The sequence below is a fragment of the Pseudomonas macauensis genome (genome assembly GCF_047902425.1).
Classification (GTDB): Bacteria; Pseudomonadota; Gammaproteobacteria; order Pseudomonadales; family Pseudomonadaceae; genus Pseudomonas.
On the sequence record NZ_CP138377.1, the window covers coordinates 685,605 to 711,897 of the forward strand.

23 protein-coding genes and 3 riboswitches are annotated in these 26,293 nt (G+C 67.4%); of the genes, 14 read left to right on the forward strand and 9 right to left on the reverse strand.

The window, feature by feature from the left end; translation table 11 throughout:
- Nucleotides 1-26: 26 nt before the first annotated feature.
- A riboswitch (cobalamin riboswitch) is annotated at nucleotides 27-268 on the reverse strand.
- Nucleotides 269-338: 70 nt separating this feature from the next.
- From cbiE to SD196_RS03250, 4 genes are all read left to right on the forward strand, one after another.
- Complete coding sequence (gene cbiE, locus SD196_RS03235) at nucleotides 339-1,550, forward strand: precorrin-6y C5,15-methyltransferase (decarboxylating) subunit CbiE (RefSeq protein WP_416311050.1); 1,212 nt, start codon at nucleotides 339-341, stop codon at nucleotides 1,548-1,550.
- A 3-nt stretch (nucleotides 1,551-1,553) separates the two neighbouring features.
- Nucleotides 1,554-2,651 (forward strand): cobalt-precorrin-5B (C(1))-methyltransferase, encoded by a 1,098-nt coding sequence (locus tag SD196_RS03240; protein ID WP_343575465.1) that lies wholly within the window; start codon nucleotides 1,554-1,556, stop codon nucleotides 2,649-2,651.
- Nucleotides 2,648-3,370 carry a cobalt-precorrin-6A reductase gene (locus SD196_RS03245; RefSeq protein ID WP_370600619.1) on the forward strand — a complete coding sequence of 241 codons (723 nt, stop codon included), beginning with the start codon at nucleotides 2,648-2,650 and terminating at the stop codon, nucleotides 3,368-3,370. The genes SD196_RS03240 and SD196_RS03245 overlap by 4 nt, the downstream gene beginning before the upstream one ends.
- Before the next feature lie 66 nt (nucleotides 3,371-3,436).
- A complete protein-coding gene (locus SD196_RS03250; protein ID WP_275610004.1) occupies nucleotides 3,437-4,060 on the forward strand; it encodes a glutathione S-transferase family protein in 624 nt (207 codons plus the stop codon).
- Between the two features lie 26 nt (nucleotides 4,061-4,086).
- On the opposite strand, the gene SD196_RS03255 is transcribed toward SD196_RS03250, so the two are convergent.
- Both SD196_RS03255 and SD196_RS03260 read right to left on the reverse strand, forming a co-directional pair.
- Nucleotides 4,087-4,770, reverse strand: coding sequence for a vWA domain-containing protein (locus SD196_RS03255; protein ID WP_416311711.1), 684 nt, complete (start codon nucleotides 4,768-4,770; stop codon nucleotides 4,087-4,089).
- Nucleotides 4,752-5,759: an ATP-binding protein gene (locus SD196_RS03260; RefSeq protein ID WP_416311051.1), complete on the reverse strand. Its 1,008-nt coding sequence runs from the start codon at nucleotides 5,757-5,759 to the stop codon at nucleotides 4,752-4,754. Before SD196_RS03260 ends, SD196_RS03255 begins: the two co-directional genes overlap by 19 nt.
- A 143-nt stretch (nucleotides 5,760-5,902) precedes the next feature.
- On the opposite strand from SD196_RS03260, the gene SD196_RS03265 reads away from it, so the two are divergent.
- Entirely contained in the window at nucleotides 5,903-6,037 is a 135-nt protein-coding gene (locus tag SD196_RS03265) for a hypothetical protein (RefSeq protein ID WP_263866027.1), read from the forward strand.
- 295 nt (nucleotides 6,038-6,332) lie between these two features.
- Complete coding sequence (locus tag SD196_RS03270) at nucleotides 6,333-7,430, forward strand: 3-deoxy-7-phosphoheptulonate synthase (protein ID WP_343575457.1); 1,098 nt, start codon at nucleotides 6,333-6,335, stop codon at nucleotides 7,428-7,430.
- A gap of 158 nt (nucleotides 7,431-7,588) precedes the next feature.
- Here the strand turns inward: SD196_RS03270 and cobN are convergent, their stop codons facing one another.
- Nucleotides 7,589-11,320: a cobaltochelatase subunit CobN gene (gene cobN, locus SD196_RS03275; RefSeq protein WP_416311052.1), complete on the reverse strand. Its 3,732-nt coding sequence runs from the start codon at nucleotides 11,318-11,320 to the stop codon at nucleotides 7,589-7,591.
- A 108-nt stretch (nucleotides 11,321-11,428) separates the two neighbouring features.
- Complete coding sequence (cobW, locus tag SD196_RS03280; protein WP_331319834.1) at nucleotides 11,429-12,481, reverse strand: cobalamin biosynthesis protein CobW; 1,053 nt, start codon at nucleotides 12,479-12,481, stop codon at nucleotides 11,429-11,431.
- A gap of 234 nt (nucleotides 12,482-12,715) precedes the next feature.
- Nucleotides 12,716-12,911: riboswitch (cobalamin riboswitch) on the reverse strand.
- A gap of 71 nt (nucleotides 12,912-12,982) precedes the next feature.
- Nucleotides 12,983-13,196: riboswitch (cobalamin riboswitch) on the forward strand.
- 104 nt (nucleotides 13,197-13,300) lie between these two features.
- On the opposite strand from cobW, the gene SD196_RS03285 reads away from it, so the two are divergent.
- The 4 genes from SD196_RS03285 (at nucleotide 13,301) to cobM (ending at nucleotide 15,546) form a co-directional block, all read left to right on the forward strand.
- A complete protein-coding gene (locus SD196_RS03285) occupies nucleotides 13,301-13,489 on the forward strand; it encodes a CbtB domain-containing protein (protein ID WP_275610010.1) in 189 nt (62 codons plus the stop codon).
- A gap of 115 nt (nucleotides 13,490-13,604) precedes the next feature.
- Nucleotides 13,605-14,309 carry a CbtA family protein gene (locus SD196_RS03290; RefSeq protein WP_331319833.1) on the forward strand — a complete coding sequence of 235 codons (705 nt, stop codon included), beginning with the start codon at nucleotides 13,605-13,607 and terminating at the stop codon, nucleotides 14,307-14,309.
- 71 nt (nucleotides 14,310-14,380) lie between these two features.
- Nucleotides 14,381-14,794, forward strand: coding sequence for a cobalamin biosynthesis protein (locus SD196_RS03295; protein ID WP_331319832.1), 414 nt, complete (start codon nucleotides 14,381-14,383; stop codon nucleotides 14,792-14,794).
- Entirely contained in the window at nucleotides 14,791-15,546 is a 756-nt protein-coding gene (gene cobM / locus SD196_RS03300) for a precorrin-4 C(11)-methyltransferase (RefSeq protein ID WP_331319831.1), read from the forward strand. The genes SD196_RS03295 and cobM overlap by 4 nt, the downstream gene beginning before the upstream one ends.
- 89 nt (nucleotides 15,547-15,635) lie before the next feature.
- On the opposite strand, the gene SD196_RS03305 is transcribed toward cobM, so the two are convergent.
- The 3 genes from SD196_RS03305 to ccoG form a co-directional block, all read right to left on the reverse strand.
- Nucleotides 15,636-17,414: a hybrid sensor histidine kinase/response regulator gene (locus SD196_RS03305; RefSeq protein WP_416311053.1), complete on the reverse strand. Its 1,779-nt coding sequence runs from the start codon at nucleotides 17,412-17,414 to the stop codon at nucleotides 15,636-15,638.
- A 291-nt stretch (nucleotides 17,415-17,705) separates the two neighbouring features.
- Complete coding sequence (gene mapR, locus SD196_RS03310; RefSeq protein ID WP_275611874.1) at nucleotides 17,706-19,121, reverse strand: GntR family transcriptional regulator MpaR; 1,416 nt, start codon at nucleotides 19,119-19,121, stop codon at nucleotides 17,706-17,708.
- 86 nt (nucleotides 19,122-19,207) lie between these two features.
- Nucleotides 19,208-20,617, reverse strand: a complete 1,410-nt coding sequence (gene ccoG, locus SD196_RS03315) for a cytochrome c oxidase accessory protein CcoG (protein WP_416311054.1) — start codon at nucleotides 20,615-20,617, stop codon at nucleotides 19,208-19,210.
- Between the two features lie 345 nt (nucleotides 20,618-20,962).
- Here ccoG and SD196_RS03320 point away from each other — a divergent pair, with 345 nt between their 5' ends.
- The 4 genes from SD196_RS03320 to SD196_RS03335 all read left to right on the forward strand — a co-directional run bounded on the left by SD196_RS03320 (nucleotide 20,963) and on the right by SD196_RS03335 (nucleotide 25,132).
- Complete coding sequence (locus SD196_RS03320; protein ID WP_416311055.1) at nucleotides 20,963-22,627, forward strand: nitrite/sulfite reductase; 1,665 nt, start codon at nucleotides 20,963-20,965, stop codon at nucleotides 22,625-22,627.
- Nucleotides 22,624-23,187, forward strand: coding sequence for a DUF934 domain-containing protein (locus tag SD196_RS03325; protein ID WP_416311056.1), 564 nt, complete (start codon nucleotides 22,624-22,626; stop codon nucleotides 23,185-23,187). Before SD196_RS03320 ends, SD196_RS03325 begins: the two co-directional genes overlap by 4 nt.
- Before the next feature lie 120 nt (nucleotides 23,188-23,307).
- Nucleotides 23,308-24,192 carry a sugar nucleotide-binding protein gene (locus SD196_RS03330; protein WP_275610018.1) on the forward strand — a complete coding sequence of 295 codons (885 nt, stop codon included), beginning with the start codon at nucleotides 23,308-23,310 and terminating at the stop codon, nucleotides 24,190-24,192.
- Nucleotides 24,185-25,132 (forward strand): NAD-dependent epimerase/dehydratase family protein, encoded by a 948-nt coding sequence (locus SD196_RS03335; protein ID WP_370600629.1) that lies wholly within the window; start codon nucleotides 24,185-24,187, stop codon nucleotides 25,130-25,132. Before SD196_RS03330 ends, SD196_RS03335 begins: the two co-directional genes overlap by 8 nt.
- Here SD196_RS03335 and SD196_RS03340 read toward each other — a convergent pair.
- Together SD196_RS03340 and SD196_RS03345 are read right to left on the reverse strand one after the other, a co-directional pair.
- Nucleotides 25,113-25,469, reverse strand: a complete 357-nt coding sequence (locus tag SD196_RS03340; RefSeq protein ID WP_275610020.1) for a SirB2 family protein — start codon at nucleotides 25,467-25,469, stop codon at nucleotides 25,113-25,115. The two genes, SD196_RS03335 and SD196_RS03340, sit on opposite strands and share 20 nt — an antisense overlap.
- Before the next feature lie 57 nt (nucleotides 25,470-25,526).
- A complete protein-coding gene (locus tag SD196_RS03345; RefSeq protein ID WP_275610021.1) occupies nucleotides 25,527-26,246 on the reverse strand; it encodes an OmpW/AlkL family protein in 720 nt (239 codons plus the stop codon).
- Nucleotides 26,247-26,293 lie beyond the last annotated feature (47 nt).

Genomic DNA, 26,293 nt, shown 5'->3' on the forward strand with positions numbered 1-26,293 from the left:
CCGATACACCCCGCTCGATGTCCGCACGCGCGACTGGTCTCGTCGGCAGGTCTCCTGGCTGACAGGTCGTCATCCTGCGCGGCCTTCCCGGTTACCCAGTGGCCTGATCGACTGCATGAAAAAGATCATCATGCGGTCGGATTGCGCGGACTCGCTGCTTACAGTTGCGGGGGCAGCCACGGTTCAACCGTGTTCCCTCTTCGGCTCTCGGATGCATCGCCTTCAAACAGCGAAGCGTCCTACGAGCACCGACGATGCGGGTATTATGCCTGCTTTGCCCGAGGGCGGGACAAGCCTGCCCGTCGGATCGATCGCCGCACCCCTTCAGAGGAATTCCCATGACGCCTTGGCTGACCATCGTCGGCATCGGCGAGGACGGTTACGCCGGCCTCGGCAAGGCCGCGCGCCGTGCGCTGCTCGGCGCCAGCGAGGTGATCGGCGCGCCGCGCCAGCTGGAGCTGCTGCCGCACTGCCTGCGGGCCAATCGCCAGGCCTGGCCGAGCCCGTTCAGCCTGGAGCCGGTGCTGCGCCGGCGTGGCCAGCCGACCTGCGTGCTGGCCAGCGGCGACCCGATGTGGTTCGGGGTTGGCGCGAGTCTCGCCCGTCAGATTCCGGCTGAGGAGGTGCTTGTGCTTTCCGCGCCGTCCTCCGCTTCGCTGGCCGCCGCGCGGCTGGGCTGGGCGCTACAGGAGTGCACCTTGCTGTCCCTGGTGGCTCGCCCCTTGGCGGCGCTCAATGCGCAGATTCATGATGGTGCGAAGCTGCTGGTCCTCAGTAACGACGGCAACAGCCCGGCCGCCATTGCCGCGCTGCTGCGCGAACGCGGTTTCGGCCCGAGCCGGATCAGTGTGCTGGAACACCTGGGTGGCGAATCCGAGCGGCGTATCGATGGCCTGGCCAGCGATTGGTCGCTGAACAGCAGCGCCGCCCTGAACCTGGTGGCGGTGGAATGCGTGGCTGGCGCCGATGCCGTTCGCCTGCCGCTGACCACCGGCCTGCCGGATGACGCCTTCCGCCACGACGGCCAACTGACCAAGCGCGACGTGCGCGCCGTGACCCTGGCGCGCCTGGCGCCCAGGCCGGGCGAGCTGCTCTGGGACGTCGGCGCCGGCTGCGGCTCCATCGGTATCGAATGGATGCGCGCCCATCCGAGTTGCCGCGCCCTGGCCATCGAGGCGAACGATGGGCGCCAGGAGCACATCCGCTTCAACCGCGACGCCCTCGGCGTGCCGGCGTTGCAGCTGGTCTGCGGCGCGGCGCCGGAGGCGCTGCAAGGGCTGGAACGCCCCGACGCGATCTTCATCGGCGGCGGCGTGACCGTGCCGGGCGTCCTCGAACATTGCTGGGAGCAGCTAAAGCCGGGCGGCCGTCTGGTCGCCAACGCCGTCACCCTGCAAAGCGAGGCGCTGTTGGTGAGCTGGCGCGAGCGCATCGGTGGCGAACTGACTCGTCTTGCCGTGGCCCAGGCCCTTCCGCTGGGTGGTTTCGATACCTGGCGCGCGGCATTGCCGATTACCCTGTTGGAAGTCTGGAAACCGCTGGCCGACTGAACCATGCGTGACGAAACCCCCGAGGAACCCCGCCCACTACGCAGCGGCTACACCACCGGCAGCTGCGCCACCGCCACCAGCCTTGCTGCGGCGCGCCTGCTGCTGACCGGCGAAGCCAGCGACGCGGCGCAGATCGCCTTGCCCAAGGAACGTCTCGCCACCCTGCGCCTGGAGTTCTGCCGGTTGACTGCCGAGGGGGCGGAGGCGGGCACCCTGAAGGATGCTGGAGACGACCCTGATGTCACCCACGGCGCGCTGGTCTTCGCCCGCGTTGCTCTGAGCGCCGAAGCGGGAGTGCGCTTCCATGCCGGAGAAGGCGTCGGCACGGTGACCAAACCCGGCCTGGTGCTGGCGGTGGGCGAACCGGCGATCAACCCGGTGCCGCGTCAGATGATGCACGACAACCTCGCGGCCCTGGCCGCCGAATGTGGCTACACGGGCGGCTTCGAGGTCACCCTCGGCGTCGAGGGCGGCGCCGAGCTGGCGCTGAAGACCATGAACCCGCGCCTGGGCATTCTCGGCGGGCTGTCCATCCTCGGTACCACCGGGATCGTCCGGCCGTTTTCCTGCTCGGCCTACATTGCCTCGATCCAGCAGGGTATCGACGTCGCCCGCGCCAACGGCTTCCGCCATCTCGCCGCCTGTACCGGCAACGCCAGCGAGGACGCCATGCGCCGCCGCTATGGTTTCGACGACACCGCGCTGATCGAGATGGGCGACTTCGCCGGCGCCGCCCTCAAGCACCTGCGCAAGGCGCCGGTGGAGCGCTTCAGCGTCTGCGGCGGCTTCGGCAAGATCAGCAAGCTCGCGGCCGGCCACATGGACCTGCACAGCCGACACTCCAGCATCGACCTGCCACAGCTGGCGGAGTGGGCGGCGGAGATTGGCGCGTCGGCGGACCTGCAACAGCGCATGCGCGAGGCCAACACCAGCCAGCAGGCGCTGGCGCTGTGCCGCGAAGAAGGAATTGCCCTGGGGGACGCCGTTTGCGCCCGCGCACTGGCGTTCGCACGGCGTATCGTGCCGGCCGAAGTACGGCTGGAAGTCTTCGCCATCGACCGCCAGGGCAACCTGGTCGGCGAGTCCCTGGAGGCTCGATGAAGCGTGTCCTGCTGCTGGGTGGCATCGGCGAGGCGCTGGCCGTTGCGCGTCGGCTGGGACCGCGACACCTGTACAGCCTCGCCGGGCTGGGCAAGGTACCGGACGACCTGGCCTGTGAAGTGCGCGTCGGCGGCTACGGCGGCGCGGAAGGATTGGCTGCGTTCATCCGTGAACAGGGCTTCGACCTGCTGCTCGACGCGACCCATCCCTATGCCGCGCAAATCAGCGCCAACGCCGCCCGCGCCGCACAACTTGCCGACGTGCCCTGCTGGGCGTTGCGCCGTCCCGGTTGGCAAGCCGGTGCCGGAGATGACTGGCGCGAGGTGGCCGGCTGGCCGGCGCTGATTGCCGCGCTGGAGCGCTTCCGCCGGCCGCTGTTGACGATGGGCCGCGAGCCCCTTGAGCACCTCGACGAGATTCCCGTGCACCAGCACTGGACCGTACGTTGCCTGCAAAGCCTGCCGGGCAACGGGCGCGCCGAGGTGCTGGGTGCGCGCGGGCCCTTTACCCTCGACGGCGAGCGCGAACTTTTCGAGCGTCTGGGCACCGACGTGCTGGTCAGCAAGAACAGCGGCAGCCAGGCCACCGAGCCGAAGCTGCAGGTCGCCCGCGAGCGGGGAGTGCCGGTGTTGATCCTGGCGCGGCCGCCGTTGCCGGAGGTGGATCGGACATTCGAGAGCGTCGATGCGCTGTGGGCTGCGCTGGAGCCGTTCGCCTAGCGCCGGGTTTCGCCGGCATTACGTCGCGCTCTATGCTGTCTGCCATTTTCACAGGGAGTGACGATCATGCTGCGAATCCTCGGACGCGCCTCTTCGATCAACGTGCGCAAGGTGCTCTGGACCTGCGCCGAGCTGGATCTGCCCTACGAGCGGGAAGACTGGGGCACGGGCTTTCGCTCCACCGCCTCGGCGGAATTCCTTGCGCTCAATCCCAACGCCATGGTGCCGGTGATCGTCGACGGCGACTTCGTGCTCTGGGAGTCCAATGCCATCTGCACCTACCTGGCCGGCCAGTACCCGCGCAACGACCTGCTGCCGACCTCGCCGCGCGAGCGGGCGCGGGTGGAGCAATGGATGGGTTGGCAGGCCACCGAGCTGAACAACGCCTGGCGCTATGTATTCATGGCCAAGGTGCGCAACAGCCCGAGCCACACCGACGAATCCGCCGTCGCCCTGAGCGAGGCGCAGTGGAACCACTGCATGTCGATCCTCGACCAGCAGTTGCAGAACACCGGTGCTTTCGTGGCCGGTGAGCGCTTCACGCTTGCCGACATCGTGCTCGGTTTGTCGGTGAACCGTTGGTACCTGACGCCCATGCAGCGTCCTGACCTGCCTGCCGTGGCCGCGTACTACGAGCGGCTCAGCGAGCGACCGGGGTTTCTTCTGTATGGGCGGAATGGGGAGCCTTGAGGGCTGGGGAGAGGCGGCTCTCAGCGCTAGACCGCTGATGCTTCGTCGATGCGCCGATACTCCGCCCCCAGCTCGTCCGCCAGCTTCCGCGCGCGTCCGAGCCGCACCGCGCCACCTTCGATATCCACCAACAGACTCGGGCAGGGCAGGGGCTGCAACGCCGGCCAATCCCGCAAGCGGCCATCGGTGAGCACCAGCAGCCGCTGATGCTCGCCCGGCTTCTGCCGCTGGCGCTTTTCCAGCCAGTCGCGGGCCTGCTGCAGTGCTTCGATCAACGGAGTGCCGCCGCCGGCACCGAGCTGTTCCAGCCAGGTCTGCAATTGCGCCGAAGCTTTCTGACCTTGCCACAGCCAGCGCGGCTGAGCGCCCGTGGCGTGGAGTACGGCGAGGCGGGCGCGTTGGCGGTAGGCTTGTTCGAAGGTCTCGGCGAGCAAGCCTTTGGCCTGTGCCAATGCGCCGTGGCGGCGGGTGCTGGCGGAGGCGTCGACTATCACCAGCCAGAGTTCGGCGGGCTTGCGGCTGCGGGCGCGCAGCACCAGGTCGGCGCGATGTTGCGGGCGGCCGTTACGCAGAGTGGCGGGCCAGTCGATGCAGCCGAGCGCGCCCTGTTGGCGGGCGCCGCTGCGGCCGCCGGCGAGCTGGCCGGGTCGGGGGGGGGCATCCGCGCCTGGGGCCGGGCGCGGGCGGATGCTCAGGGCTTTTTTGGCCAGCCCGTCAGTTGCCGGCGTTCGCCCATGGCGACGCTCTGGGCAGGCATTTCGCCCCACTGGCCTTCGCCGTTGGAGGCGCTGGACGGCGCCTGGGCCTGGCTGGAAGAGGACTGCGGCGGCGTAGTCGATTGCGGCGGTGCATGGCGACGGCGGTGGGCGAGGGCGAAGTGCTCGACCGCGTCGATGTCCTGCGCCTCGATGGCGTTGGCACCGCGCCAGGCGGCATGGGCACGGGCGGCGCGCAGCCAGACCAGGTCGGCACGCAGGCCGTCGACGCCGGCGGCGTGGCAGCGCTCGGCGATCTCGTTCAGCGCAGCGTCATCCAGGGCAATCGCGGCAAGGCGTTGGCGTGCCTCGACGCAGCGCTGTTGCAGTGCCTGCTGGGCTTCCTGCCATTGATCGAGAAAGGCCTGCGAATCGCCATCGAAGGCTAGTCGGCGACGGACGATCTCGGCGCGCTCGCTCGGCGCCGGCATACCTTGCAGCTGCACCTTGAGACCGAAGCGATCCAGCAGTTGCGGGCGCAGTTCGCCTTCCTCGGGGTTCATGGTACCAATCAGCACGAAGCGCGCCGGGTGGCTGTGGGACAGGCCGTCGCGCTCGATCAGGTTGATGCCGCTGGCGGCCACGTCGAGCAGCAGGTCGACGAGGTGGTCGGGCAGCAGGTTCACTTCATCCACATAGAGCACGCCGCCATGGGCGTGGGCCAGCACGCCGGGGGAGAACTGTGCGCGGCCTTCACCCAGCGCGGCGTCCAGGTCGAGGGTGCCGACGATGCGCTCCTCGCTGGCGCCCAGCGGCAGGGTGACGAAGTGCCCGCCGTCCAGCAGGTCGGCCACGCCACGCGCCAGGGTGGACTTGGCCATGCCGCGCGGCCCTTCGATCAGCACACCGCCGATGGCCGGATCGATGGCTGCCAGGCACAGGGCCAGCTTCAGCTCATCGGCGCCGACGACGGCAGCCAGTGGGAAATGGGGAAGGGCGATCATGGGGATTTCCTGCGGATTTCGTCCGTGCATGGTAGCGAACCGGGCGTACGACGCGCGACTCATGTCCATCGCCTTCATAGAGACAAGTCATTGATCGGCGCGCCGCGATGCAGTAAGTTGAGTCCCATTCCACGGAGAACATCATGCCGTCCAGCCTGTCCATCCAGTCCCTCGCCCGCCTCGGTGCCATCGGCTCCGCGGTCGCTCGTGCGCAGGTTCTGGCCGCGGCTGCCGGCTATTTCTTCTATGGGTATTGGTTTAGCCAAAGGCGCGCCTGATACCCCACAGGCGCCCTAGCAAGCAGGGTCGCCAACCAGACAGATTCACGAAACCCCGGTCGGCAACCCGACCGGGGTTTTTGTTTTTCCGGCCCACAAGGCCCACCGCATCGAAACGAGCGAAAACGCTCAGACAGAGGATCGACACATGAACACCACTTATTACCGCTATTACCGCAACTCCGACTGGCGATTTAGCAGCGCGCTGCGTGCCACCCAACGAGCCTTGCCACGAACACTTAGATAGAGCGCCGAGCGCGGAAAGAACACCGCGCCGGCCAAGGATGCCAGTCAGATGAACGCTTCCACCTCCACCCTGATCCGCCACGATATCCAGCAGTCCGCCGAAGTCCTGGACCTGCCCTTGCCCTCCGCTCGCCGCCGCGAACAACCGCTGCCGAGCCCCGTCGAACTGCGCCAGCGCCTGCCGCTGTCCGCCGCCATGGCCCACCGCGTCCGCGAAGGCCGGGAGGCGATCCGCGCCGTACTCGACGGCCGCGACCCGCGCCTGCTCGTCGTCATCGGCCCCTGCTCGCTGCACGACCCCGTTTCCGCCCTCGAATACGCCGACCGCCTCGCCGAACTGGCGCCACAGGTGAGCGACCAGCTGCTGCTGGTAATGCGCGCCTACGTCGAGAAACCACGCACCACCATCGGCTGGAAAGGCCTGGTCTACGACCCGCAGCTGGACGGCACGGGCGACATGGCCGGCGGCCTGGAACTGTCGCGCCGGCTGATGCTGGGCATGCTCGAACGTGGTCTGCCGATCGCCACCGAACTGCTGCAACCGCTGGTGGCTGGCTACTTCGACGACCTGCTGGGCTGGGCCGCCATCGGCGCGCGCACCAGCGAATCCCAGGTGCACCGCGAGATGGTCAGCGGCCTCGACCTGCCGGTGGGCTTCAAGAACGGCACAGACGGCAGCATCGGCATCGCCACCGATGCCATGCGCTCGGCCGCTCACCCGCACCAGCACTTCGGCATCGACGCGCTGGGCCGGCCTTCACTGGTGCAGACCCAGGGCAACCCGGACACCCATCTGGTGCTGCGCGGCGGCCACGCCGGGCCGAACTTCGATGCGCAGAGCGTGCAGCAGATTCGCCAGGGGCTGGAGAAGCTCGGCATCGAGCCGAGCATCATGGTGGATTGCAGCCACGCCAACAGCGGCAAGGACCCGCTGCGCCAGCCGGCGGTGCTGGACAGTGTGCTCGACCAGCGCCTGGCCGGCGATGCATCGCTGCGCGGAGTGATGCTGGAGAGTCATCTGTTCGACGGTTGCCAGCCGCTGTCCGGTGAGTTGCGTTACGGGGTGTCGATCACCGACGGTTGCCTGGGTTGGAGTGGCACGGAGGCGCTGTTGTTGAACGCGGCCGAGCGCCTGCGTCGCGGCTGAGGCTTTTCCTGTAGGAGCGAGCTTGCTCGCGAACCAGTTTTCCGGCAGCACTGAAGCCGGGCGGGTTCGCGAGCAAGCTCGCTCCTACACGTCAATGCGCCACACCGCGCTGGAGGTAGGCTTTAACGAAATCCGCTCCTACGAAAGCCGGAAATCCCTCACTGCTCCTCGCTATCCACCAGCAGGTTCTCCAGCGTCTCGCGATACTCCCCCGGCTCCTCCCACAACCCGCGCTGCTGCGCTTCCACCAGGCGTTCGGCGATGTCGCGCAGGGCTTCGGGGTTGTGCTGTCGGATGAATTCGCGGGTGTCGTCGTCCAGCAGGTAGGCGTCGGCCAGCAGGCGGTACTGGTGGTCGTCGACCAGCTCGCTGGTGGCGTCGAAGGCGAACAGGTAGTCCACCGTCGCGGCCAGTTCGAAGGCGCCCTTGTAGCCGTGGCGCTTCATGCCGGCGATCCATTTCGGGTTCACCGCGCGCGCGCGCACCACTCGGCCGAGTTCTTCCTTCAGGGTGCGGATGCGCGGGTTGTCCGGCTGGCTGTGGTCGCCGTGGTAGCTGGCCAGCGCCTGGCCCTGGATGACCTCGGCGGCGGCGAGCATGCCGCCCTGGAACTGGTAGTAGTCGTTGGAATCGAGGATGTCGTGCTCGCGGTTGTCCTGGTTGTGCAGCACCGCCTGCAGGCCGGACAGGCGCTGGGCGAAGCGCTCGCGCGCCGGGGTGCCGTCGTCGCCGCTGCCGTAGGCGTAGCCGCCCCAGTTCAGGTAGGCCTCGGCAAGGTCGGCGCGGCTGTCCCACTGGCGCGATTCGATCACGCCCTGCACGCCGGCACCGTAGGCGCCGGGTTGGGCGCCGAAGATGCGCCAGCCGGCCTGGCGGCGGGCTTCATCAAGCGCCAATCCCTCGGCTTGCAGGCGTGCCTGATCGGCCCGCACGCGAGCGGCCAGTGGGTTCAGGTCGTCCGGCTCGTTCAGCGCGGCGACGGCCTGCACGGCGGCGTCGAACAGGCGGATCAGGTTGGCGAAGGCGTCGCGGAAGAAACCCGAGACGCGCAGCGTCACGTCGACCCGCGGGCGGTCGAGCAGGCTGATCGGCAGGATCTCGAAATCCTCCACGCGCTGGCTGCCGGCCTGCCACACCGGACGCACGCCGAGCAGTGCGAGGGCCTGGGCTATGTCGTCGCCACCGGTGCGCATGGTCGCCGTGCCCCACACCGACAGGCCGAGCTGGCGCAGGTGATCGCCGTGATCCTGCAGGTGGCGTTCGAGCAGGCGGCTGGCGGACTGGAAGCCCAGGCGGAAGGCGGTCGGCGTGGGCAGGTTGCGCACGTCCACGGTGAAGAAGTTGCGCCCGGTGGGCAGCACATCGACGCGCCCGCGACTGGGTGCGCCGCTGGGGCCGGGCGGGACGAAGCGGCCGGCGAGACCGGCGAGCAGGTGGCCGATTTCACTGGCGCCGCAGGCGTCGAGCGTCGGCGCGATCTGCTGCTGAAGTTGCGTGAGGACCGCCGCGCTGGCGCTGCCGGGCGCGCTGACCGAGCCGTCGATCAGGCGCAGGGCGAACAGCTCCAGGCGCTCGCGGGTGTCACCGTTGCTGCGCCAGGGCTCGTCGCTGACGGCGGTCAACAAGTCAGGGCGCAGACCTTCCCACGGCTCGGCGAAAGCTTCGTCCAGCGGGTCGCGACCCAGCTGCAAATCCTCGCTCAGTGCGCGCAGCAGGCTGGCGTTGCCGCCGCGTCCGTCGCCGCGCGGAATGCGTACCAGCGACAGCAGCGTGTCGCGGCGCAACTCGCCCACGGGCGATTCGCCGAACACATGCAGACCGTCGCGAATCTGCGATTCCTTGAGGTCGCAGAGGTAGGCGTCCAACTGCGGCAGCCAGCTTTCCGGGTCGTCGCTCAGTTGCAGGCCCAGCTCGCGGTCCAGCGCGGTCTCGCGCACCAGCGTGAGGATGTCGCCACGCAGCTCGCTGGCGCGGCGTGGGTCGAGCAGGGAGGCGTCGTAGTATTCGTCGGCCAGGCGTTCGAGGTCGCGCAGCGGGCCGTAGTTTTCCGCGCGGGTCAGTGGCGGCATCAGGTGGTCGATGATCACCGCCTGGGCACGGCGCTTGGCCTGCGCGCCTTCGCCGGGGTCGTTGACGATGAAGGGGTAGAGGTTGGGGAGCGGGCCGAGGATCGCGTCCGGCCAGCACTCTTCCGAGAGCCCGACGCCCTTGCCCGGCAGCCATTCCAGGTTGCCGTGCTTGCCGACGTGGATCACAGCATCGGCGCCGAACACTTCACGCAGCCAGAAGTAGAAGGCGAGGTAGCCGTGGGGCGGCACCAGTGACGGGTCGTGGTAGATCGCTGCCGCGTCGAGCTGGTAGCCGCGCGCTGGCTGGATGCCGACAAAGCCCAGGCCGAAGCGCAGGCCAGCGACCATCATCCGGCCGCTGCGGAACATCGGGTCCTGTTGCGGCTCGCCCCAGCGCTCGCGCACGGCTTGCTGGTTGGCCGCGGGCAGGCGCGCGAAGCAGGCGAGGTAGTCGTCCAGCGCCAGGCTCTGCGCGCAGGGGCGCAGGTCGAGGCTGTCGAGGTCGTTGCTGACGCCGCCGAGCAGTTGCTGGATCAGCGCCGTGCCGGAATCGGGCAAACCGGCGACCGGATAACCCTGAGCCTCCAGCGCACTCAGGATGTTCAATGCGGCGGCCGGCGTGTCGAGGCCGACGCCGTTGCCGATGCGGCCATCGCGGGTTGGATAGTTGGCCAGGATCAGCGCCACGCGCTTGTCGGCATTGGCCTTGCGCGCCAGCAGCATCCAGCGCCGCGCCAGCTCGGCGACGAAGTCCATGCCTGGCAGGTGCGGCAGGTAGCAGACCACGTCGCTCTGGCTGCGCTCGCTGCGCCAGGCCAGGCCCTTGAAGCTGATCGGCCGGGTGATGAGGCGGCCATCCAGTTCCGGCAGCGCGATGTGCATGGCCAGGTCGCGCGGGCCGAGGCCCTGCGGGTTGGCGCGCCAGAGGTCGAGGTTATCCAGCGAGCAGATGGCTTGCAGCACTGGCACATCGCGCCGGAAAGGACGCTCCTGTGGGGCTTCCGGGTTCGACTGGGCGAAGCCGGTGGTGTTGATGATCAGCTCGGCGTCGGCGCTATCGAGCAGGCTTTCTACCGTCGCCAGGCACGCGGCTTCCTTGAGGCTGGCCACGGCGATGGGCAGTGGGTTGATGCCCTGGGCCTGCAGGCGTTCGCAGAAGGTGTCGATAAAACCGGTGTTCGCCGCTTGCAGGTGCGTGCGATAGAACAACAAGGCGGCCACCGGGGACTCGGGGTGCCAGTCGACCTGCCAGTGGGCGAGGTCGCTGCTGCCAATCTGCGGGTGATAGACCGCCACGCGCGGCAGGGTTTGTGGCTCGCTCCAGGCGTAATCGCGTTGCAGGTGACGGTTGGCGAGGCAGGCGAAGAACTGCCGGGCGTTATCCATGCCGCCCTGGCGCAGGTACTGCCAGAGGCGTTCGGCATCCTGCGGCGGGACGCTGCACAGGGCGCTGAGCTCGGGGTCGGGTTTGTCGTCGCCGGGTACCGCGATCAGCGTGACGCCGCGCTCGGCCAGCGCCACCAACTGCTCCATGCCGTAGCGCCAGTAACCGACTCCACCGTGCACGGAAATCAGGATCACCTTGGCGTGCTGCAGCACCTCGTCGACGTAGAGGTCCACCGAGGCGTGGTTCTGCAACTGCATGGGGTTGGCCAGGCGCAGGCTCGGGTAATCCTCCGGCAGTTCGCGGGCGGCCTCGGCGAGCAGCGCCAGGTGCGAGTCGCCGCTGCAGAGGATCACCAGGTCGGCGGGCGTCTGGGCCAGGTCGGCGATGCCGTCGTCGGGGACGAAGCCGCCGGGTTGGGTGCGCAGCAGGTGCATGGAACTCGCTCTGTGGTGGCTATCTGTAGGAGCGAGCTTGCTCGCGAACCAGCCCGGCTTTGGTATCGCCGGGTAACGCTGTTCGCGAGCAAGCTCGCTCCTACAAGATCAGGAGAGGGCGGTACGCAGCTCGTTGGCGATGGTGGCCTGGTCCAGTTCCTGGCCGATCACTACCAGGCGCGTGGCGCGGTTTTCATCGCTGCGCCAGGCGCGGTCGAAGTGCTTGTCGAAGCGCTTGCCGACACCTTGCACCAGCAGGCGCATGGGTTTGCCGGGGATGGCGACGAAGCCCTTGATGCGCAGCACGGCGTGGCGTTCGACCAGCGCGTTCAGTGCATCCAGCAGGGCGCGCTCTTCTACTTCCGGGAGGTCGACGTGGAAGGAGTCGAACTCGTCATGGTCATGATCTTCATGGCCCTCGTGGTCGTGATGCGTCGGGCGGCTGTCGATGTGCAGCTCGGCCTCGGCATTCAGACCCAGCAGCACGGAGAGCGGCAGTTGGCCGGAATTGGCTTCGACGATCTTCACTGCCGGCGGCAGTTCCTCGGCGACTTCGGCGCGCACGCGGGCCAGGGCGTCGGCGTCCAGCAGGTCGGCCTTGTTCAGCACCACCAGGTCGGCGCTGGCCAACTGGTCTTCGAAGAGTTCGTGCAGCGGCGATTCGTGGTCCAGGTTCGGGTCCTGCTTGCGCTGCTCGTCGACCTGCTCGGGATGGGCGGCGAAGGTGCCAGCGGCCACTGCCGGGCTGTCGACCACGGTGATCACCGCATCCACGGTGCAGGCGTTGCGGATTTCCGGCCACTGGAAGGCTTGCACCAGCGGCTTGGGCAGGGCGAGGCCCGAGGTCTCGATGAGGATCTGGTCGAGGTCGCCGCGGCGCGCCACCAGCTCGCGCATCACCGGGAAGAATTCTTCCTGCACGGTGCAGCACAGGCAGCCGTTGGCCAGTTCGAAGACGCGGCCGACCGCTTCTTCTTCGCTGCAACCGATGGAGCACTGCTTGAGGATTTCACCGTCGATGCCCAGCTCGCCGAATTCGTTGACGATCACCGCGATGCGGCGGCCTTCGGCATTGTCGAGCATGTGGCGGAGAAGGGTGGTCTTACCGGCACCGAGGAAGCCGGTGACGATGGTGACGGGGAGTTTGGCCAGGGTTTTCATGCGCGCCTCGCAAGCGGAAGTTGGAAGGCGGATGAAGGGCGCGAGCGCGGGTTCGCCGCGCAACGAAGGTCGCCACCGGATCACCCCGCCCGGTTGTCTGTTGATAACGAACCGGTTCTGGATCTCGCGAGCTAGAGCCAGGCAAGGCGGAGGATCGCCGGGGACGCGGAGTTGACTGTAGTCAATGAGCAGTCCACGGCGATCCTCCAACGCAGCATGGCCGACGCGCAGCAGATCGAAAACCAGTCACGAGGCAGGTCTCCTGGCTCACAGCCCTCTGTCGTCCCTTCGCCTTCCCGCCCGAATCGGCAGTGGCGCGTGAAGAGACAGGCTGTTCACAGTTGCGGGGGCAGCCGTGGCGCATCCGAAGATTTCCACGTTCCCTCTTAGCTCCGGCCAGCGCCGGAGAACCTCGAAGGGCAGAAGGCTACGCAGCGATGACGGGGCGGTCAATCGCCGGGGATCGGTTGCCGCGCGGTTGACGCTCGCGGGGCTTCGTGGTCAGCTAGCGCGGTTTCAGGTGTCTCGCGCCGTCGCGCGCGAGGTGAAACGGGAAGCCGGTGCGTCCACAAGGACCAGTCCGGCGCTGCCCCCGCAACGGTAGGCGATCGTAGGGTCATCAGTAGTCACTGTGCGCACGCATGGGAAGACTGACCCGCTTGGCCACGAGCCAACGTCGCAAGCCCGGAGACCGGCCTGGAATGCTTCGTTTTTTGGCAAACCCGCGGTGGGCGGGCGCAGGCCGTGGCGCGACCTTTTGGCGCGTTCGAATGCGTTCAACCTCTGCGTTCTCTACTTTGATTTCTAGAGGGAACGTTCATGTCCAGCAGTATCCTGACGCAACAGGCGTCGAGCACTTCCATCCCCCTTTCCAAGCGCATCGCCCTGGCCGTCGGCGCCAGCCTGCTCGGTGCGCTGCTGGTGTATTTCGCCGGTTTCTCGCATCTGGAAGCGGTGCACAACGCTGCCCACGATACCCGTCATAGCGCGGGCTTCCCCTGCCACTGATCTGTGTGGGCTGCGTGTAGACGCGGCTGAGTTGAAGCGTCCCTGACTGCTCGTTCGATGCGGTCACGGACATGCTTTGCCTGCCATACGCGGCCCGAGAGTCCGGAGAACTGCAATGATCAAACGTATCGCCCAGACCGCCGGTTTCGCCGGTCTGATCGCGGCGCTGGTGCTGACTGTCGTCCAGTTGCTGTGGGTATCCCCGCTGATCCTCAAGGCGGAGACCTATGAGAAATCCGAGCCGGTAGCGATGGCCGAACACAGTCATGAGCACGCCGACGGTGCCGCCGCTGGCCACCATCACGACGCGGAAGCCTGGGAGCCGGAAGACGGCTGGCAGCGCATCCTCTCCACCACCGGCGGCAACCTGGTGGTCGCCGTGGGCTTCGCCCTGATGCTGGCCGGCCTGTTCACCCTGCGCGAACCGGGCAAGACCTCCGAAGGCCTGCTCTGGGGCCTGGGCGGTTTCGCCGTGTTCACCCTGGCGCCGTCGTTGGGGCTGCCGCCGGAGGTTCCGGGCACCGCCGCCGCTGAGCTGACCCTGCGCCAGACCTGGTGGATCGGCACCGCCGCGTCCACCGCCGCCGGCCTCGCACTGTTGGTGTTCGGCCGCAACTGGGCACTGAAGATCGTCGGTGCCGCGCTGTTGGTGGTACCACATGTGATCGGCGCGCCCCAGCCGGACGTGCATTCCAGCCTCGCGCCGGAAAGCCTCGCCCATGAGTTCATCATTGCCTCGCTGGTCACCAACGCGGTGTTCTGGGTGGCGCTCGGCCTCGTTGCGGCCTGGCTGTTCCGCCGCTTCGCGCCGTCGGCCTGATCCACGCGCTATGCTCGACCCCGCAGCCGGCCCAGCCGACTGCGGGGTTTTTCATTTGGAGGAGAGTGACGATGACGCTGGTTGCTGGCCTCGGTTGCCGCCGGGGCTGCCCGCTCGATGAACTGCGTGCCTTGCTGCGGGAGACGCTGGCCGAGGCCGGGCTCGACGAGTCGAACCTCACCGCGCTGGCCAGCGCCACGCTGAAGGCCGACGAGGAAGGACTGGCCGCCCTGGCCGCCGCGCTCGACCTGCCGCTGGCGCTGTTCACGCCGCAACAACTGGCCGCTTGCGAGAAACACCTGGGCGAGCCCTCCGACGTGGTGCGCGCGGCGACAGGCAGCGCCAGCGTGGCCGAGGCCGCGGCACTGCTGCAGGCCGAAGCCCAGGGCGGTGCCTCGGCACGCTTGCTGGTGGGCAAGCGCCGCAGCGAGCAGGCCACCTGTGCGCTGGCCTTTGTCCCCGTTGAGCCCCAGGAGCAACCATGACGGTCTACTTCATCGGCGCCGGTCCGGGCGATCCGGAACTCATCACGGTCAAGGGCCAGCGCTTGATCCGCGCCTGCCCGGTGATCCTCTACGCAGGCTCCCTGGTGCCGCCGGCGGTACTGGAAGGGCACAACGCCGAGCGCGTGGTGAACACCGCCGAGCTGAATCTGGAGGAGATCGTCGCGCTACTGGCGCAGGCCCACGCCGAGGGCAAGGATGTGGCGCGCGTGCACTCCGGCGACCCGTCGCTGTACGGCGCCATCGGCGAGCAGATTCGCCAGCTGCGCGAGCTGGATGTTCCCTACGAGATCATCCCCGGCGTCACCGCCACCTCCGCCTGTGCGGCGATTCTCGGCTGCGAGCTGACTCTGCCGGACATTTCCCAGACGCTGATCCTTACCCGCTATGCCAGCAAGACGCGCATGCCCGAAGGCGAATCCCTCGCCGAGCTGGCGCAACATCGCGCAACCCTGGCGATTCACCTGGGCGTCGGCCAGCTGGAATCCATCGTGGCCGAACTGCTGCCGCACTACGGCGCGGATTGCCCGATCGCGGTGATCCATCGCGCCAGTTGGCCGGATCAGGACCAGGTCACCGGTACTCTGGGCGACATCCTGCCCAAGGCTGCCGCCAAGGGCTTCCGTCGCACGGCGCTGATTCTGGTCGGCAAGGTGCTGGGGGCAGAGGGCTTTGCCGATTCGTCGCTGTACAGCGCAGGGCATGCGCATCTGTATCGAGGCGGCTCTTTGTAGGAGCGAGCTTGCTCGCGAACCTGCCCAGCGTTGGTATCGCCGGGTAACGCTGTTCGCGAGCAAGCTCTCTCCCTCAGAGGCCATCAGGTTCAATCGTCCAGCGGCTCCAGCTCGCTGAGCTGTTCGTCAATCATCGCCTTCAACTGTTCTGCCGCCAGCGGCTTGTGCAGCAACGGCCAGCCGTGGGCGGCGGCCTGGGCGAGCAGGTGCGGGTCGGTGTCGCCGGTGACCAGCACGGCGGCGATCCAGTCGTCGTCATAGTGGGCATGCAGACGGGTGATGGCGTCGATGCCGGTCTGGTGGTCGCGCAGGCGATAGTCGCTGATGATCAGGTCCGGTTTCTCCCGCGCCGCCGGGTCGTCCAGCAGGTCGGCGACGTCGGCGACGATGACGTGGCGGTAGTCCCAGCTCTGGAACAGCAGACGCAGGCCTTCGCGGTTTTCCGCGTCGTCCTCGATCACGTAGATCAGCTTGTCCGTGCCGACCACCGTGCGTGGCGGTGGGATTTCCTCTTTGCGCGGCTGCACGGCGGTGGCGCGGGGCAGGCTGATCATGAAGACGCTGCCGTGGCCTTCGCGCGAATGCAGCGCCAGCGGGTGATCGAGCAGGCGAGCGGTGCGCTGGACGATCGCCAGGCCCAGACCGAGGCCCTTGCTGCGGTCGCGCTCGGGGTTGTTGAGCTGGTGGAATTCCCAGAACACCTTCTGTCGCTCGCGCTCGGGAATCCCCGGCCCGCTGTCCCAGACCTCCACACGCACCAGGCGGCCACGGCTACGCCAGCCGATCAGCACGCCGCCGCGGTCGGTGTAACGGATGGCATTTTCCACCAGGTTGCGCAGGATGCGTTCGAACAGCGCAGGGTCCGACTGTACGAACGGCGCGCCCGGCCGCACGCGCAGGCTCAGGCCCTTGTCGGCGGCCTGCACGCTGCATTCCTGCTGGATGCGTTCGAGCAGTTCGGCGAGGGAGAACGTCTGCAGGCTGGGCTGGACGATGCCGGCATCCAGGCGCGAGATGTTCAGCAGCGCGTCGAACAGCGAGCCCTGCGCGGCGAGGGCACGGGAGATGTGGTCGACGAGGTGCTCGCTGGCCTCGTTCAGTGGCTGTTTCTTCAGCGCGCCCAGGTACAGGCCCAGGGCGTAGGTCGGCTGGCGCAGGTCGTGGCTGGCGCTGGCGAGGAAGCGGGTCTTGGCCTGATCGCTACGTTCGGCGGCCTCTTTTTCGATGCTCAGTTTCTGCAGCAGTTCGATGTTCTCGAAGCGCAGCAGCAGCGAGTCCACCAGGGTCGCGTGGAAGCGGTAGGCGAAGGCGATGATGGTGAAGGCGTAGAGCAACGCCGCCGCGCCAAGGGTCTTGCTCAGGGCGTCGGGCAGCAGCACCAGCAGGCTGGCGAAGGGCAGGGCGAAGGCCGGCAGGATGAACAGGTAGAACAGCGGCAGGACGATGCTGTAGGCGTTCATCACGCCGGTGCCCAGGCCCAGCAGGACGACCACCACATACATCTGCATCGACGGCGGCAGCACGGTCATCCAGTAGGCGGCGGGCAGGCCCCAGAGCAGGCCGGACAGCCCGGTGGTGATCATCACCTGGATCAGCCAGCGGCGCCGGGGTTCGGTGCCGCTGTCGCGCAACTGGTCGTAGCGCCGCAGCAGCCACAGGCGGGCGCCGCCGAGCAGGGTTTGTGCAGCGAACCAGGCCAGCAGCGACTCCAGCGGCAGAGCGCCCTTGAGCACCCAGGTGGTGAGGCCGGCGACCAGGTAGGCAGCGATGATGGAGAAGGGCGAGTTGCGCCGCAGCACGTCGAACTGTTCGGCGCGCACCGCTTCGGCGTAGGGGGATTGGCTGAGATCGCGCTGCCAGAGGTTCATCGGGCCGTCCGTGGACTGTCAGTGGGCACTGACTGTATAGCAACGACGGTCGGGCAAGCCCAGCGCTTTCAGGCCCGCCAGTGGTCGCCGCGCGACGCCATTCCCCGCCGCAGGTACCAGCGCACGCCCCAATGCACGCCAAGGGCGGCGCACACCGTCAACAGTATCGTCAGAGTTTCCGCATCCATGACCGTTTCCCTCGTCCGGGTTCCTGCCTGACAGGGTATTCCTGCGACAAACCGCCGCACAGGTACAGATTCTTTCCGAATGTGCGGAGCAGTCCTGCAACGATCAGCCTTGCAGCGAGTGAATGATCCGTCCGAGGGTTTCCATCGCCTGCTCGCTACGGGCTGTCCACGGGTGGCCGTAGTTCAGCCGCAGGCAGTGGCCGAAGCGTCTGGTGGCCGAGAAGATCGGCCCCGGCGCGAGGCTGATGCCCTGGGCGAGGGCGAGCTGGAACAGCTTGAGCGCGTCGATCTGCTCGGGCAGCTCCAGCCACAGGAAATAGCCGCCGCTGGGGCGGGTGACCCGGGTGGCGGCGGGGAAGTGCCGGGCCACGGCGGCGAGCATTGCGTGCTGCTGGCTTTCCAGGGCGTGGCGCAGCTTGCGCAGGTGACGGTCATAGCCGCCGTGCTGGAGGTAGTCGGCGATGGCGGCCTGGGCCGGCACCGAAGCTGACAGGCTGGTCATCAGCTTGAGCCGTTCGATCTGCTCGGCGTAGCGCCCGCCGGCCACCCAGCCGACCCTGTAACCCGGCGCCAGGCTCTTGGAAAACGAGCTGCAATGCATGAACAGGCCTTCGCTGTCGAAGGCCTTCACCGGCTTGGGCGCCTGGGCGGCGAAGTACAGTTCGGCGTAGACGTCGTCCTCGATCAGCGGCACCTGGTGCTTTGTCAGCAGGGCGGCGAGGGCGCGTTTCTTGTCCTCGGCCATGCTGGCGCCCAGCGGATTCTGGAAGTTGCTCATGAACCAGCAGGCCTTGATCGGCAGGCGCTCCAGGCTGTCGGCGAGCACGTCGAGGTCGATGCCCTCGCGCGGGTGCACGGGAATTTCCACCGCCTTCAGTTTCAACCGCTCCAGCACCTGCAGGCTGGCGTAGAAGGCCGGCGCCTCGATGGCCACCAGGTCGCCCGGCTGGGTCACCACTTGCAGGCACAGGTTCAGCGCTTCCAGTGCGCCGTTGGTGACCACCAGCTCCTCCACCGGCAGCGGCATGCCGCCGACCATGTAGCGCAGGGCGATCTGCCGGCGCAGCGCGTGGCTGCCCGGCGCGAGGTCGGCGACCACCGAGCGCGGGTCCATGTCGCGCACGGCGTGGGCCATGGAGCGCGCCAGGCGCGGCAGGGGGAAGAGTTCCGGTGCGGGGAAGGCCGAGCCGAAAGGCACGGTGTCCGGGTCCTTGATGGAACTGAGTACCGAGAATACCAGTTCGCTGACGTCCACTTCGGTGGTCTGCGCGTCGTGGCGGGCGATTTCCGGCTCGGCCAGGGCGCGCTGCACGTGCTCGCGAACGAAGTAGCCCGAGCGCGCGCGGGCGACGATCAGGCCGCGATCCTCCAGCAGGTAGTAGGCCTGGAACACGGTGGAAGCGCTGACCCCGTAGGTGCGGCTGGCGTGCCGCACCGAGGGGACTTTCTGGCCGGGGGCGAGCACACCGCTGCGGATCAGGCCGGCGATCTCGTCGGCGAATTTCTCGTAGCGCTTCATCTTGTCCTGCACGGCGGCCTGAGGGGCGGAAGAATCCGCCCACTCTAGGCGCTGTGCCGAGGTCACGCCAAGCTCCCGCGCCATCTTCAGCGCCTCGGTGAGACGAAGGTGCTGGCGGCGTCGATCACCTCATTGCCGTCGCTGACCCTGAAGTGCAGCGGCACCGAGCCGCCGGTGCTGCTCTGCGCCAGGCTTGCCACCGAGATGGCGAAGTCACGGATCTCGCCCGGCTGCAGCGTCAGCTCGGGCACGCCCTGCAGTCGGTAGCCGGCGCCGTCGGCGAGGCTCAGCTGGTAGTGCTGCGGCTGCTGGGTCTTGTTGATCAGCTTGAGGTTGTAGATGTTCTCGATCTCGCCGGCGGCGTTCTCGCGGAACAGGCCACGGTCGCGGGCGATGTCGAGGTTGATCAGCGGCCGCGCTTCCAGCGCCCAGACGAACGCGCCGATCATCACCAGCAGCACCGCCGCGTAGCCGATCAGGCGCGGGCGCAGCAGGTGGGTCTTGCCGCCTTCCAGCGCGCGCTCGGAGGTGTAGCGCACCAGGCCGCGGTCGTAGCCCATCTTGTCCATCACCGAGTCGCAGGCGTCGATGCACGCGGCGCAGCCGATGCAGGCGATCTGCAGGCCGTCGCGGATGTCGATGCCAGTGGGGCAGACCTGCACGCACTGCTGGCAGTCGATGCAGTCGCCCAGGCCGAGGGCCTTGGGATCGGCGTCCTTCTTGCGTGCGCCGCGGGATTCACCGCGTGCCGCGTCGTAGGAAATGATCAGGGTGTCCTTGTCGAACATCACGCTCTGGAAGCGCGAGTACGGACACATGTGGATGCACACCTGCTCGCGCAGCCAGCCGGCGTTGGCGTAGGTGGCGGCAGCGAAGAAGGCGACCCAGAAGGTGCTTTCCAGGTCGAGCCTGAGGGTGAACAGGTCTGCCACCAGCGGCCGCACCGGCGTGAAGTAGCCGATGAAGGTGATCGCCGTGACCAGGCTGATCAGCAACCAGAGGCCGTGCTTGGCGCCCTTGCGCAGGACCTTCTCGGCGCTGACCGGGCCCTTGTCGAGCTTCATGCGCTGGTTGCGGTCGCCTTCGGTGACCTGCTCGGCCCACATGAAGATCCAGGTCCACACGCTCTGCGGGCAGGTGTAGCCGCACCAGACGCGGCCGGCGAACACCGTGATGAAGAACAGGCCGAAGGCGGCGATGATCAGGATCGCCGAGAGCAGGATGAAATCCTGCGGCCAGAAGGTCGCGCCGAAGATGTAGAACTTGCGCTCGGGCAGGTCCCAGAGCACCGCCTGGCGGCCGTTCCATTGCAGCCACAGGGTGCCGAAGAACAGCAGGAACAGCAGCGCGCCGCCCAGCCGGCGCAGGTCGCGGAAGCGTCCGGCGAAGCGCTTGGTGTAGACCGTCGGGGTGACGGCCGACAGTGGTTTCGGCGGCGGGGTGAAACGTTGCGGTGCGTCGATCTCGATGACCTTCGCGGGGATTCTTTCGCTCATTGTCGTGGCCCATCAGGCAGAAGAGGCGCCGCGACTGTACGAACCGTTCTGCACCCGAAACAGATTCAGGTTCGCCGGAAAAAACCATATCAGATGGCGAAATCCGCCCTGTGCCGCGTCGCTGCGGGGTTGGCGCCATACGTGATAAAGCGCCTGATCGGGCCTGTTGCGGCAACTGGTCGCAGGCCCGTCGGGGCAAGCATCGCTCGCATCTGATCCGGTTTTTCCCGTTCGATCTGCCGCTGTTTTGCACAACAGGCGCCGGCCATAGTTCGGTCAACCGAAAAGTGGCGCGTCCGACGACAGAAGCAGGCCGCCACGCAACGATCCGAAGGTGGCCTGGCGATGTACCGATACGACGATTACGACCGCGCCCTGGTGCGCGAACGGGTGGCGCAGTTCCGCGATCAGGTGCAGCGGCGCCTGAGCGATGAGCTGAGCGAAGAGGAATTCCTGCCACTGCGCTTGCAGAACGGCCTGTACCTGCAGAAACATGCCTACATGCTGCGGGTGGCGATTCCCTACGGCACTCTGTCCAGCGAGCAGATGCGTACCCTGGCCTGGATCGCCCGCGAGCACGACCGTGGCTATGGCCACTTCACCACGCGGCAGAACATCCAGTTCAACTGGGTGGAACTGGCGCGTGTGCCGGACATCCTCGAACGCCTCGCCGATGTCGAGATGCATGCCATCCAGACCTCCGGCAACTGTGTGCGCAACATCACCACCGAGGCTTTTGCCGGGGTTGCCGCCGACGAGTTCCTCGATCCGCGCCCGCTGGCGGAAATCCTTCGCCAGTGGTCCACGGTGAACCCCGAATTCCTGTTCCTGCCGCGCAAGTTCAAGATCGCGATCTGCGCCGCCGAGGAGGACCGCGCGGCGGTGATGATGCATGACATCGGCCTCTACCTGCGCCGCGCAGAGGACGGCGAGCTGCGTCTGAAGGTGCTGGTCGGCGGCGGGCTGGGGCGCACGCCGATGCTCGGCCAGGTGATCCGCGACGACCTGCCCTGGCAGCACCTGCTGTCCTACGTCGAAGCCATCCTGCGCGTGTACAACCGCCACGGCCGGCGCGACAACAAGTACAAGGCGCGGATCAAGATCCTGGTGAAGGCGCTGGGCATCGAGGCGTTCTCCCGTGAAGTGGAGGAGGAGTGGCAGCACCTGCGCGACGGCGAGGCGCAACTCACCCTCGACGAATACGAGCGCGTGGCGGCCGCATTCGATCCGCCGGTCTACGCTCCTGCCGACGAACTTGCCTACGGCACGGCGCTGGCCGCCGACGCCGCATTCGCCCGCTGGGTTTCGCGCAATGTGCGCCCGCATCGCGTGCCGGGTTATGCCAGCGTGGTGCTGTCCACCAAACCGGGCGCCGAGGCGCCGCCGGGGGATGTCACCGCCTCGCAGATGGAGCGCGTGGCCGACTGGGCCGAGCACTTCGGCTTCGGCGAAATCCGCGTCGCCCACGAACAGAACCTGGTGCTGCCGGACGTGCGCAAGGCAGACCTTTACGCACTCTGGCGCGAGGCCTGCGACGCCGGGTTGGGCACGCCGAACCAGGGCCTGCTCACCGACATCATCGCCTGCCCCGGCGGCGACTTCTGCGCACTGGCCAACGCCAAGTCGATCCCCATCGCCCAGGGCATCCAGCAGCGCTTCGAGGACCTCGACTACTTGCACGACCTGGGCGACCTCAGCCTGAACATCTCCGGCTGCATGAACGCCTGCGGACACCACCATATCGGCAACATCGGCATCCTCGGCGTCGATAAGAACGGCAGCGAGTGGTACCAGATCACCCTCGGTGGCGCGCAGGGCGTGAACAGCGCACTGGGCAAGGTGATCGGCCCGTCCTTCAGCGCCGCCGAGGTGCCGGACGTGATCGAGGCGCTGGTCCAGACTTACGTGGCGCAGCGCGGTGCTGGTGAGCGCTTCGTCGAGACGGTGGAGCGCATCGGCCTGGAGCCGTTCAAGGCGCGGGTCTACCGCCAGACGGAGGTGCCGGCATGAAGAACCTGATTCGCTTGCAGGATGGCGTGGCGCAAATCGATGCCGAGGATGCCTGGACTCTGCTGCGCGAGGTTCCCGAGGCATTGCCCGAGGGCCAACTGATCCTGCCACTGGAGCAGTGGCTGGCTGGAACACCCTGTAGGAGCGAGCTTGCTCGCGAACAGAAAATCCCGGGTGCACCGGAGCTGGGCGGTTCGCGAGCAAGCTCGCTCCTACCAACTCATGGCGTCTGGCTGTCGCCGGACGATGATCCACAAAGACTGATCGGCCGGCTGGACGAGCTTGCGCTGATCGCCATCGACTTCCCCAGCTTCCGCGATGGCCGCGGCTACAGCCTGGCCTATCTGCTGCGCAGCCGGCTGGGCTGGCGCGGCGAACTACGCGCCGTGGGCGACGTACTGCGCGACCAGTTGGCGCACATGCGCCAGTGCGGTTTCGACGCCTTTGCCGTGCGTGAGGACAAGTCCGTGGAGGACGCCCTGAAGGGTCTTGCCGGCCTCAGCGTCCTCTATGGGCGCTCGGTCATCGAGCCGCGCCCGCTGTTCCGGCGCCGCTCCTGACGAGGCGCAGCGGGTCGGCCACGCTTGACGCTATGCCGGGGCACAGGAAAAATGCGGGCATCACCCTCCGGCGCCCGTGCGTGCCGGCGGTAACCCACGGATTCGAGTGACCCCCAGAATATGCGCATGCGCCTGATGCTGTTGGGTGGCGGTAATGCCCTTGGACAGGCGCTGATCCGCCTTGGCGCCGAGGAGGACATCGGCTTCCTCGCCCCCCGGCCGCCCGAAGGGGGCTGGGACGCTTCCAGCCTCACCGTCCTGCTGGATGAGACCCGCCCCGACGCGGTGATCAACCTTGCCTACTACTTCGACTGGTTCCAGGCCGAGAGCGTCAGCGATGCCCGCCTGGCCAGCCAGGAGCGCGCGGTGGAGCGCCTGGCCGAACTCTGCCAGCATCACGAAATCCTGCTGATCCAGCCCTCCAGCTACCGCGTATTCGATGGCGCCCGCGCCACCGCCTACAGCGAGAAGGACGAGCCGCTGCCGCTGGGCCCTCGCGGCCAGGCGCTGTGGCGCATGGAGCAGTGGGTCCGGGCGACCTGCCCGCGCCACGTACTGCTGCGCTTCGGTTGGCTGATCGACGATAGCCGCGAAGGTTCGCTCGGTCGTTTCCTCGAGCGCGCCGAAAAGGAGCAGGTGCTGTTCCTCGCCGACGACCGCCGTGGCAACCCGACGCCGGTGGACGACGCCGCCCGGGTGATCCTCTCGGTGCTCAAGCAGCTCGATTGCCAGGCGCCGCTCTGGGGCACCTACCACTACGGCGGCCTGGAGGCCACCACCACCCTGTCCCTGGGCCAGGTGGTGCTGGGCGAAGCCCGCGCTTTCCATGCCCTGGCCGTACAGGAACCGAGCCCGCAGGCCCACGCCGCGCGCCCGGACGCCAGCGACGAGCCGCAGCACGCGGTGCTCGCCTGCAAGAAGATTCTTCATACCTTCGGCATCAAGCCGCGCGCCTGGCGCGCCGGCCTGCCGGCCCTGCTGGATCGATACTATCGCCATGTCTGAACGTCTTTCCCCTTCCGCGCAGCCGATCCTCATCACCGGCGGTGCGGGGTTCATCGGTTCCCACCTGGCGGACGCGCTGCTGGCGCGGGGCTTCGCCGTGCGGGTGCTGGACGACCTGTCCACCGGCAAGCGTGAGAACCTGGATGCGCGCGTCGAGCTGGTGGTCGGCAACGTCGCCGACGAAGAGCAGCTTCGTCGCGCGGTGAGCGGGTGCCAGGCCGTGGCGCATCTGGCGGCCGTTGCCTCGGTGCAGGCGTCGGTGGACGACCCGGTGGCGACCCACCGCAGCAATTTCATCGGTACCCTGAACCTCTGCGAGGCCATGCGCCTGGAAGGCATCCAGCGCGTGCTGTTCGCCTCCAGCGCCGCTGTCTACGGGCAGAACGGCGAAGGCGCGGCCATCGACGAGGACACCGCCAAGGCGCCGCTGACGCCCTACGCCTCGGACAAGCTGGCCAGCGAGTATTACCTGGACTTCTATCGCCGCCAGCATGGCCTGGAGCCGGCGATCTTCCGCTTCTTCAACGTCTACGGGCCGCGCCAGGACCCGTCGTCGCCCTACTCGGGGGTGATCAGCATTTTCGCCCAGCGCGCCGAGCAGGGCCTGCCGATCACCGTGTTCGGCGATGGCGAGCAGACTCGTGATTTCATCTATGTGGGCGACCTGGTCAAGCTGCTGGTGCAGGCGCTGCTGGCCGATGATGTGGCCGAGTCGGCGATCAACGTCGGGCTGGATCAATCCACCAGCCTGAACCAGCTGCTGGCCGAGATCGGCAAGCTCACCGGCGGCCTGCCGCAGGTCACCTACGCAGCTCCGCGTGCCGGCGATATCCGCCATTCCCGTGCGAACAACCGCCGTCTGCGTGAACGCTTCCAGTTGGACGAGCCCACGCCGCTGGCGGAAGGTCTCGCCCAACTGATCACCACCAGGGTTTGTTGATCGCCAGCACGAAGATGCCGGCCAGCGAGCCCAGCGCCAGAACACTGAGCGCCGCCTTGCGCGGTCTCGATGCGCTGCGCAGGGCGAATGCCGCCAGCACGATGTAGAACACCAGCAGGCCGATCTTGGCCTGCAGCCACACCGGCAATGGCCAGGGCATCGCCAGATGCACCAGGCCCAAGGCGCTGAGCAGCAGCAGGGTATCGATCAGGTGCGGCAGGCCGCGCTGCCAGCCCGAGGGGCGCTTGCCCCACCAGCTCAGCCCCAGGCGCAGGACGAAGAGCAGGCTGCTGATGATCGCAAGGCTGACGTGCAGTGCTTTGAGTTCGAGGTACATGGCAATTCCCTGAAGACGAAAAAGGCGCCCTTGGGCGCCTTTTTCATGTTTGCTCCGTCAGAAACGGTAGCCGAAACCGACCATGTAAACCCAGGGGTCGACGTCAACATCGACCTTGGTTTTCTTCACACCCAGAGCGGACGGGCCGTCGACGCTGGCCTTGGTGTCGATGTCCATGTACCAGACCGCGGCGTTGACGAAGGCGTGCTCGTTGAGCATGTAGTCCATGCCCAGTTCGGCGGCCAGGCCCCAGGAGTCCTGCAGCTTCAGGTTGCTGAAGCCCTGGTCCTTGCGGTTGCTGGCCAGGTCTTCGTCGAAGAAGGTGGTGTAGTTCACGCCCAGGCCGCCGTAGGGCTGGAAGGCGGAGTTGGTGCCGCCCATGGGGTAATACTGCAGCAGCACGGTCGGCGGCAGCTGCTTGATGTCGGCCAGCTTGCCGTCCAGGCCGGAGAGGCCGGTAGCCTTGTTCAGGCCCTTGACGTCGACCTGGTGCTTGAACGGAGTGGCGGCGACCAGCTCGACGCCGATCTTGTCGGTGAGCAGGTAGGCGAAGGTCAGGCCCAGCTGGGTGTCGCTGTCGACGGTGGCCTTGGTGCCGCTGACCTTGGCGCCGTCGAGCTTGATGTCGGAACTGCTGTCGTCCGGGGCTACGGTGGCGATACCGCCGCGAACGAGGAAGTCGCCCGCCTTGTGGCCGCGGATGGTGTCAGCCTGGGCCACGACGGGGGCTGCGACGGCGAGTGCAAGAAGCGAGGTGGTGAGCCAGGACTTACGCATGATGAGCTCCATATCTCTTTGGTATAAGTGTTGGTGCCCAGAATAGT

Excerpts from the sequence above, each read along its gene's own strand:
- SD196_RS03265 (WP_263866027.1), top strand. The coding sequence starts at position 5,903 with ATGCCGTCCAGCCTGTCCATCCAGTCCCTCGCCCGCCTCGGTGCCATC.
- SD196_RS03245 (WP_370600619.1), top strand. The coding sequence starts at position 2,648 with ATGAAGCGTGTCCTGCTGCTGGGTGGCATCGGCGAGGCGCTGGCCGTT.
- ccoG (WP_416311054.1), bottom strand. The coding sequence starts at position 20,617 with ATGAGCGAAAGAATCCCCGCGAAGGTCATCGAGATCGACGCACCGCAA.
- SD196_RS03270 (WP_343575457.1), top strand. The coding sequence starts at position 6,333 with ATGAACGCTTCCACCTCCACCCTGATCCGCCACGATATCCAGCAGTCC.
- SD196_RS03285 (WP_275610010.1), top strand. The coding sequence starts at position 13,301 with ATGTCCAGCAGTATCCTGACGCAACAGGCGTCGAGCACTTCCATCCCC.
- cbiE (WP_416311050.1), top strand. The coding sequence starts at position 339 with ATGACGCCTTGGCTGACCATCGTCGGCATCGGCGAGGACGGTTACGCC.
- cobM (WP_331319831.1), top strand. The coding sequence starts at position 14,791 with ATGACGGTCTACTTCATCGGCGCCGGTCCGGGCGATCCGGAACTCATC.
- SD196_RS03340 (WP_275610020.1), bottom strand. The coding sequence starts at position 25,469 with ATGTACCTCGAACTCAAAGCACTGCACGTCAGCCTTGCGATCATCAGC.
- SD196_RS03290 (WP_331319833.1), top strand. The coding sequence starts at position 13,605 with ATGATCAAACGTATCGCCCAGACCGCCGGTTTCGCCGGTCTGATCGCG.
- cobW (WP_331319834.1), bottom strand. The coding sequence starts at position 12,481 with ATGAAAACCCTGGCCAAACTCCCCGTCACCATCGTCACCGGCTTCCTC.
- SD196_RS03330 (WP_275610018.1), top strand. The coding sequence starts at position 23,308 with ATGCGCATGCGCCTGATGCTGTTGGGTGGCGGTAATGCCCTTGGACAG.
- SD196_RS03305 (WP_416311053.1), bottom strand. The coding sequence starts at position 17,414 with ATGAACCTCTGGCAGCGCGATCTCAGCCAATCCCCCTACGCCGAAGCG.
- mapR (WP_275611874.1), bottom strand. The coding sequence starts at position 19,121 with ATGAAGCGCTACGAGAAATTCGCCGACGAGATCGCCGGCCTGATCCGC.
- SD196_RS03250 (WP_275610004.1), top strand. The coding sequence starts at position 3,437 with ATGCTGCGAATCCTCGGACGCGCCTCTTCGATCAACGTGCGCAAGGTG.
- SD196_RS03295 (WP_331319832.1), top strand. The coding sequence starts at position 14,381 with ATGACGCTGGTTGCTGGCCTCGGTTGCCGCCGGGGCTGCCCGCTCGAT.
- SD196_RS03325 (WP_416311056.1), top strand. The coding sequence starts at position 22,624 with ATGAAGAACCTGATTCGCTTGCAGGATGGCGTGGCGCAAATCGATGCC.
- SD196_RS03320 (WP_416311055.1), top strand. The coding sequence starts at position 20,963 with ATGTACCGATACGACGATTACGACCGCGCCCTGGTGCGCGAACGGGTG.
- SD196_RS03240 (WP_343575465.1), top strand. The coding sequence starts at position 1,554 with ATGCGTGACGAAACCCCCGAGGAACCCCGCCCACTACGCAGCGGCTAC.
- SD196_RS03345 (WP_275610021.1), bottom strand. The coding sequence starts at position 26,246 with ATGCGTAAGTCCTGGCTCACCACCTCGCTTCTTGCACTCGCCGTCGCA.
- SD196_RS03260 (WP_416311051.1), bottom strand. The coding sequence starts at position 5,759 with ATGATCGCCCTTCCCCATTTCCCACTGGCTGCCGTCGTCGGCGCCGAT.
- cobN (WP_416311052.1), bottom strand. The coding sequence starts at position 11,320 with ATGCACCTGCTGCGCACCCAACCCGGCGGCTTCGTCCCCGACGACGGC.
- SD196_RS03335 (WP_370600629.1), top strand. The coding sequence starts at position 24,185 with ATGTCTGAACGTCTTTCCCCTTCCGCGCAGCCGATCCTCATCACCGGC.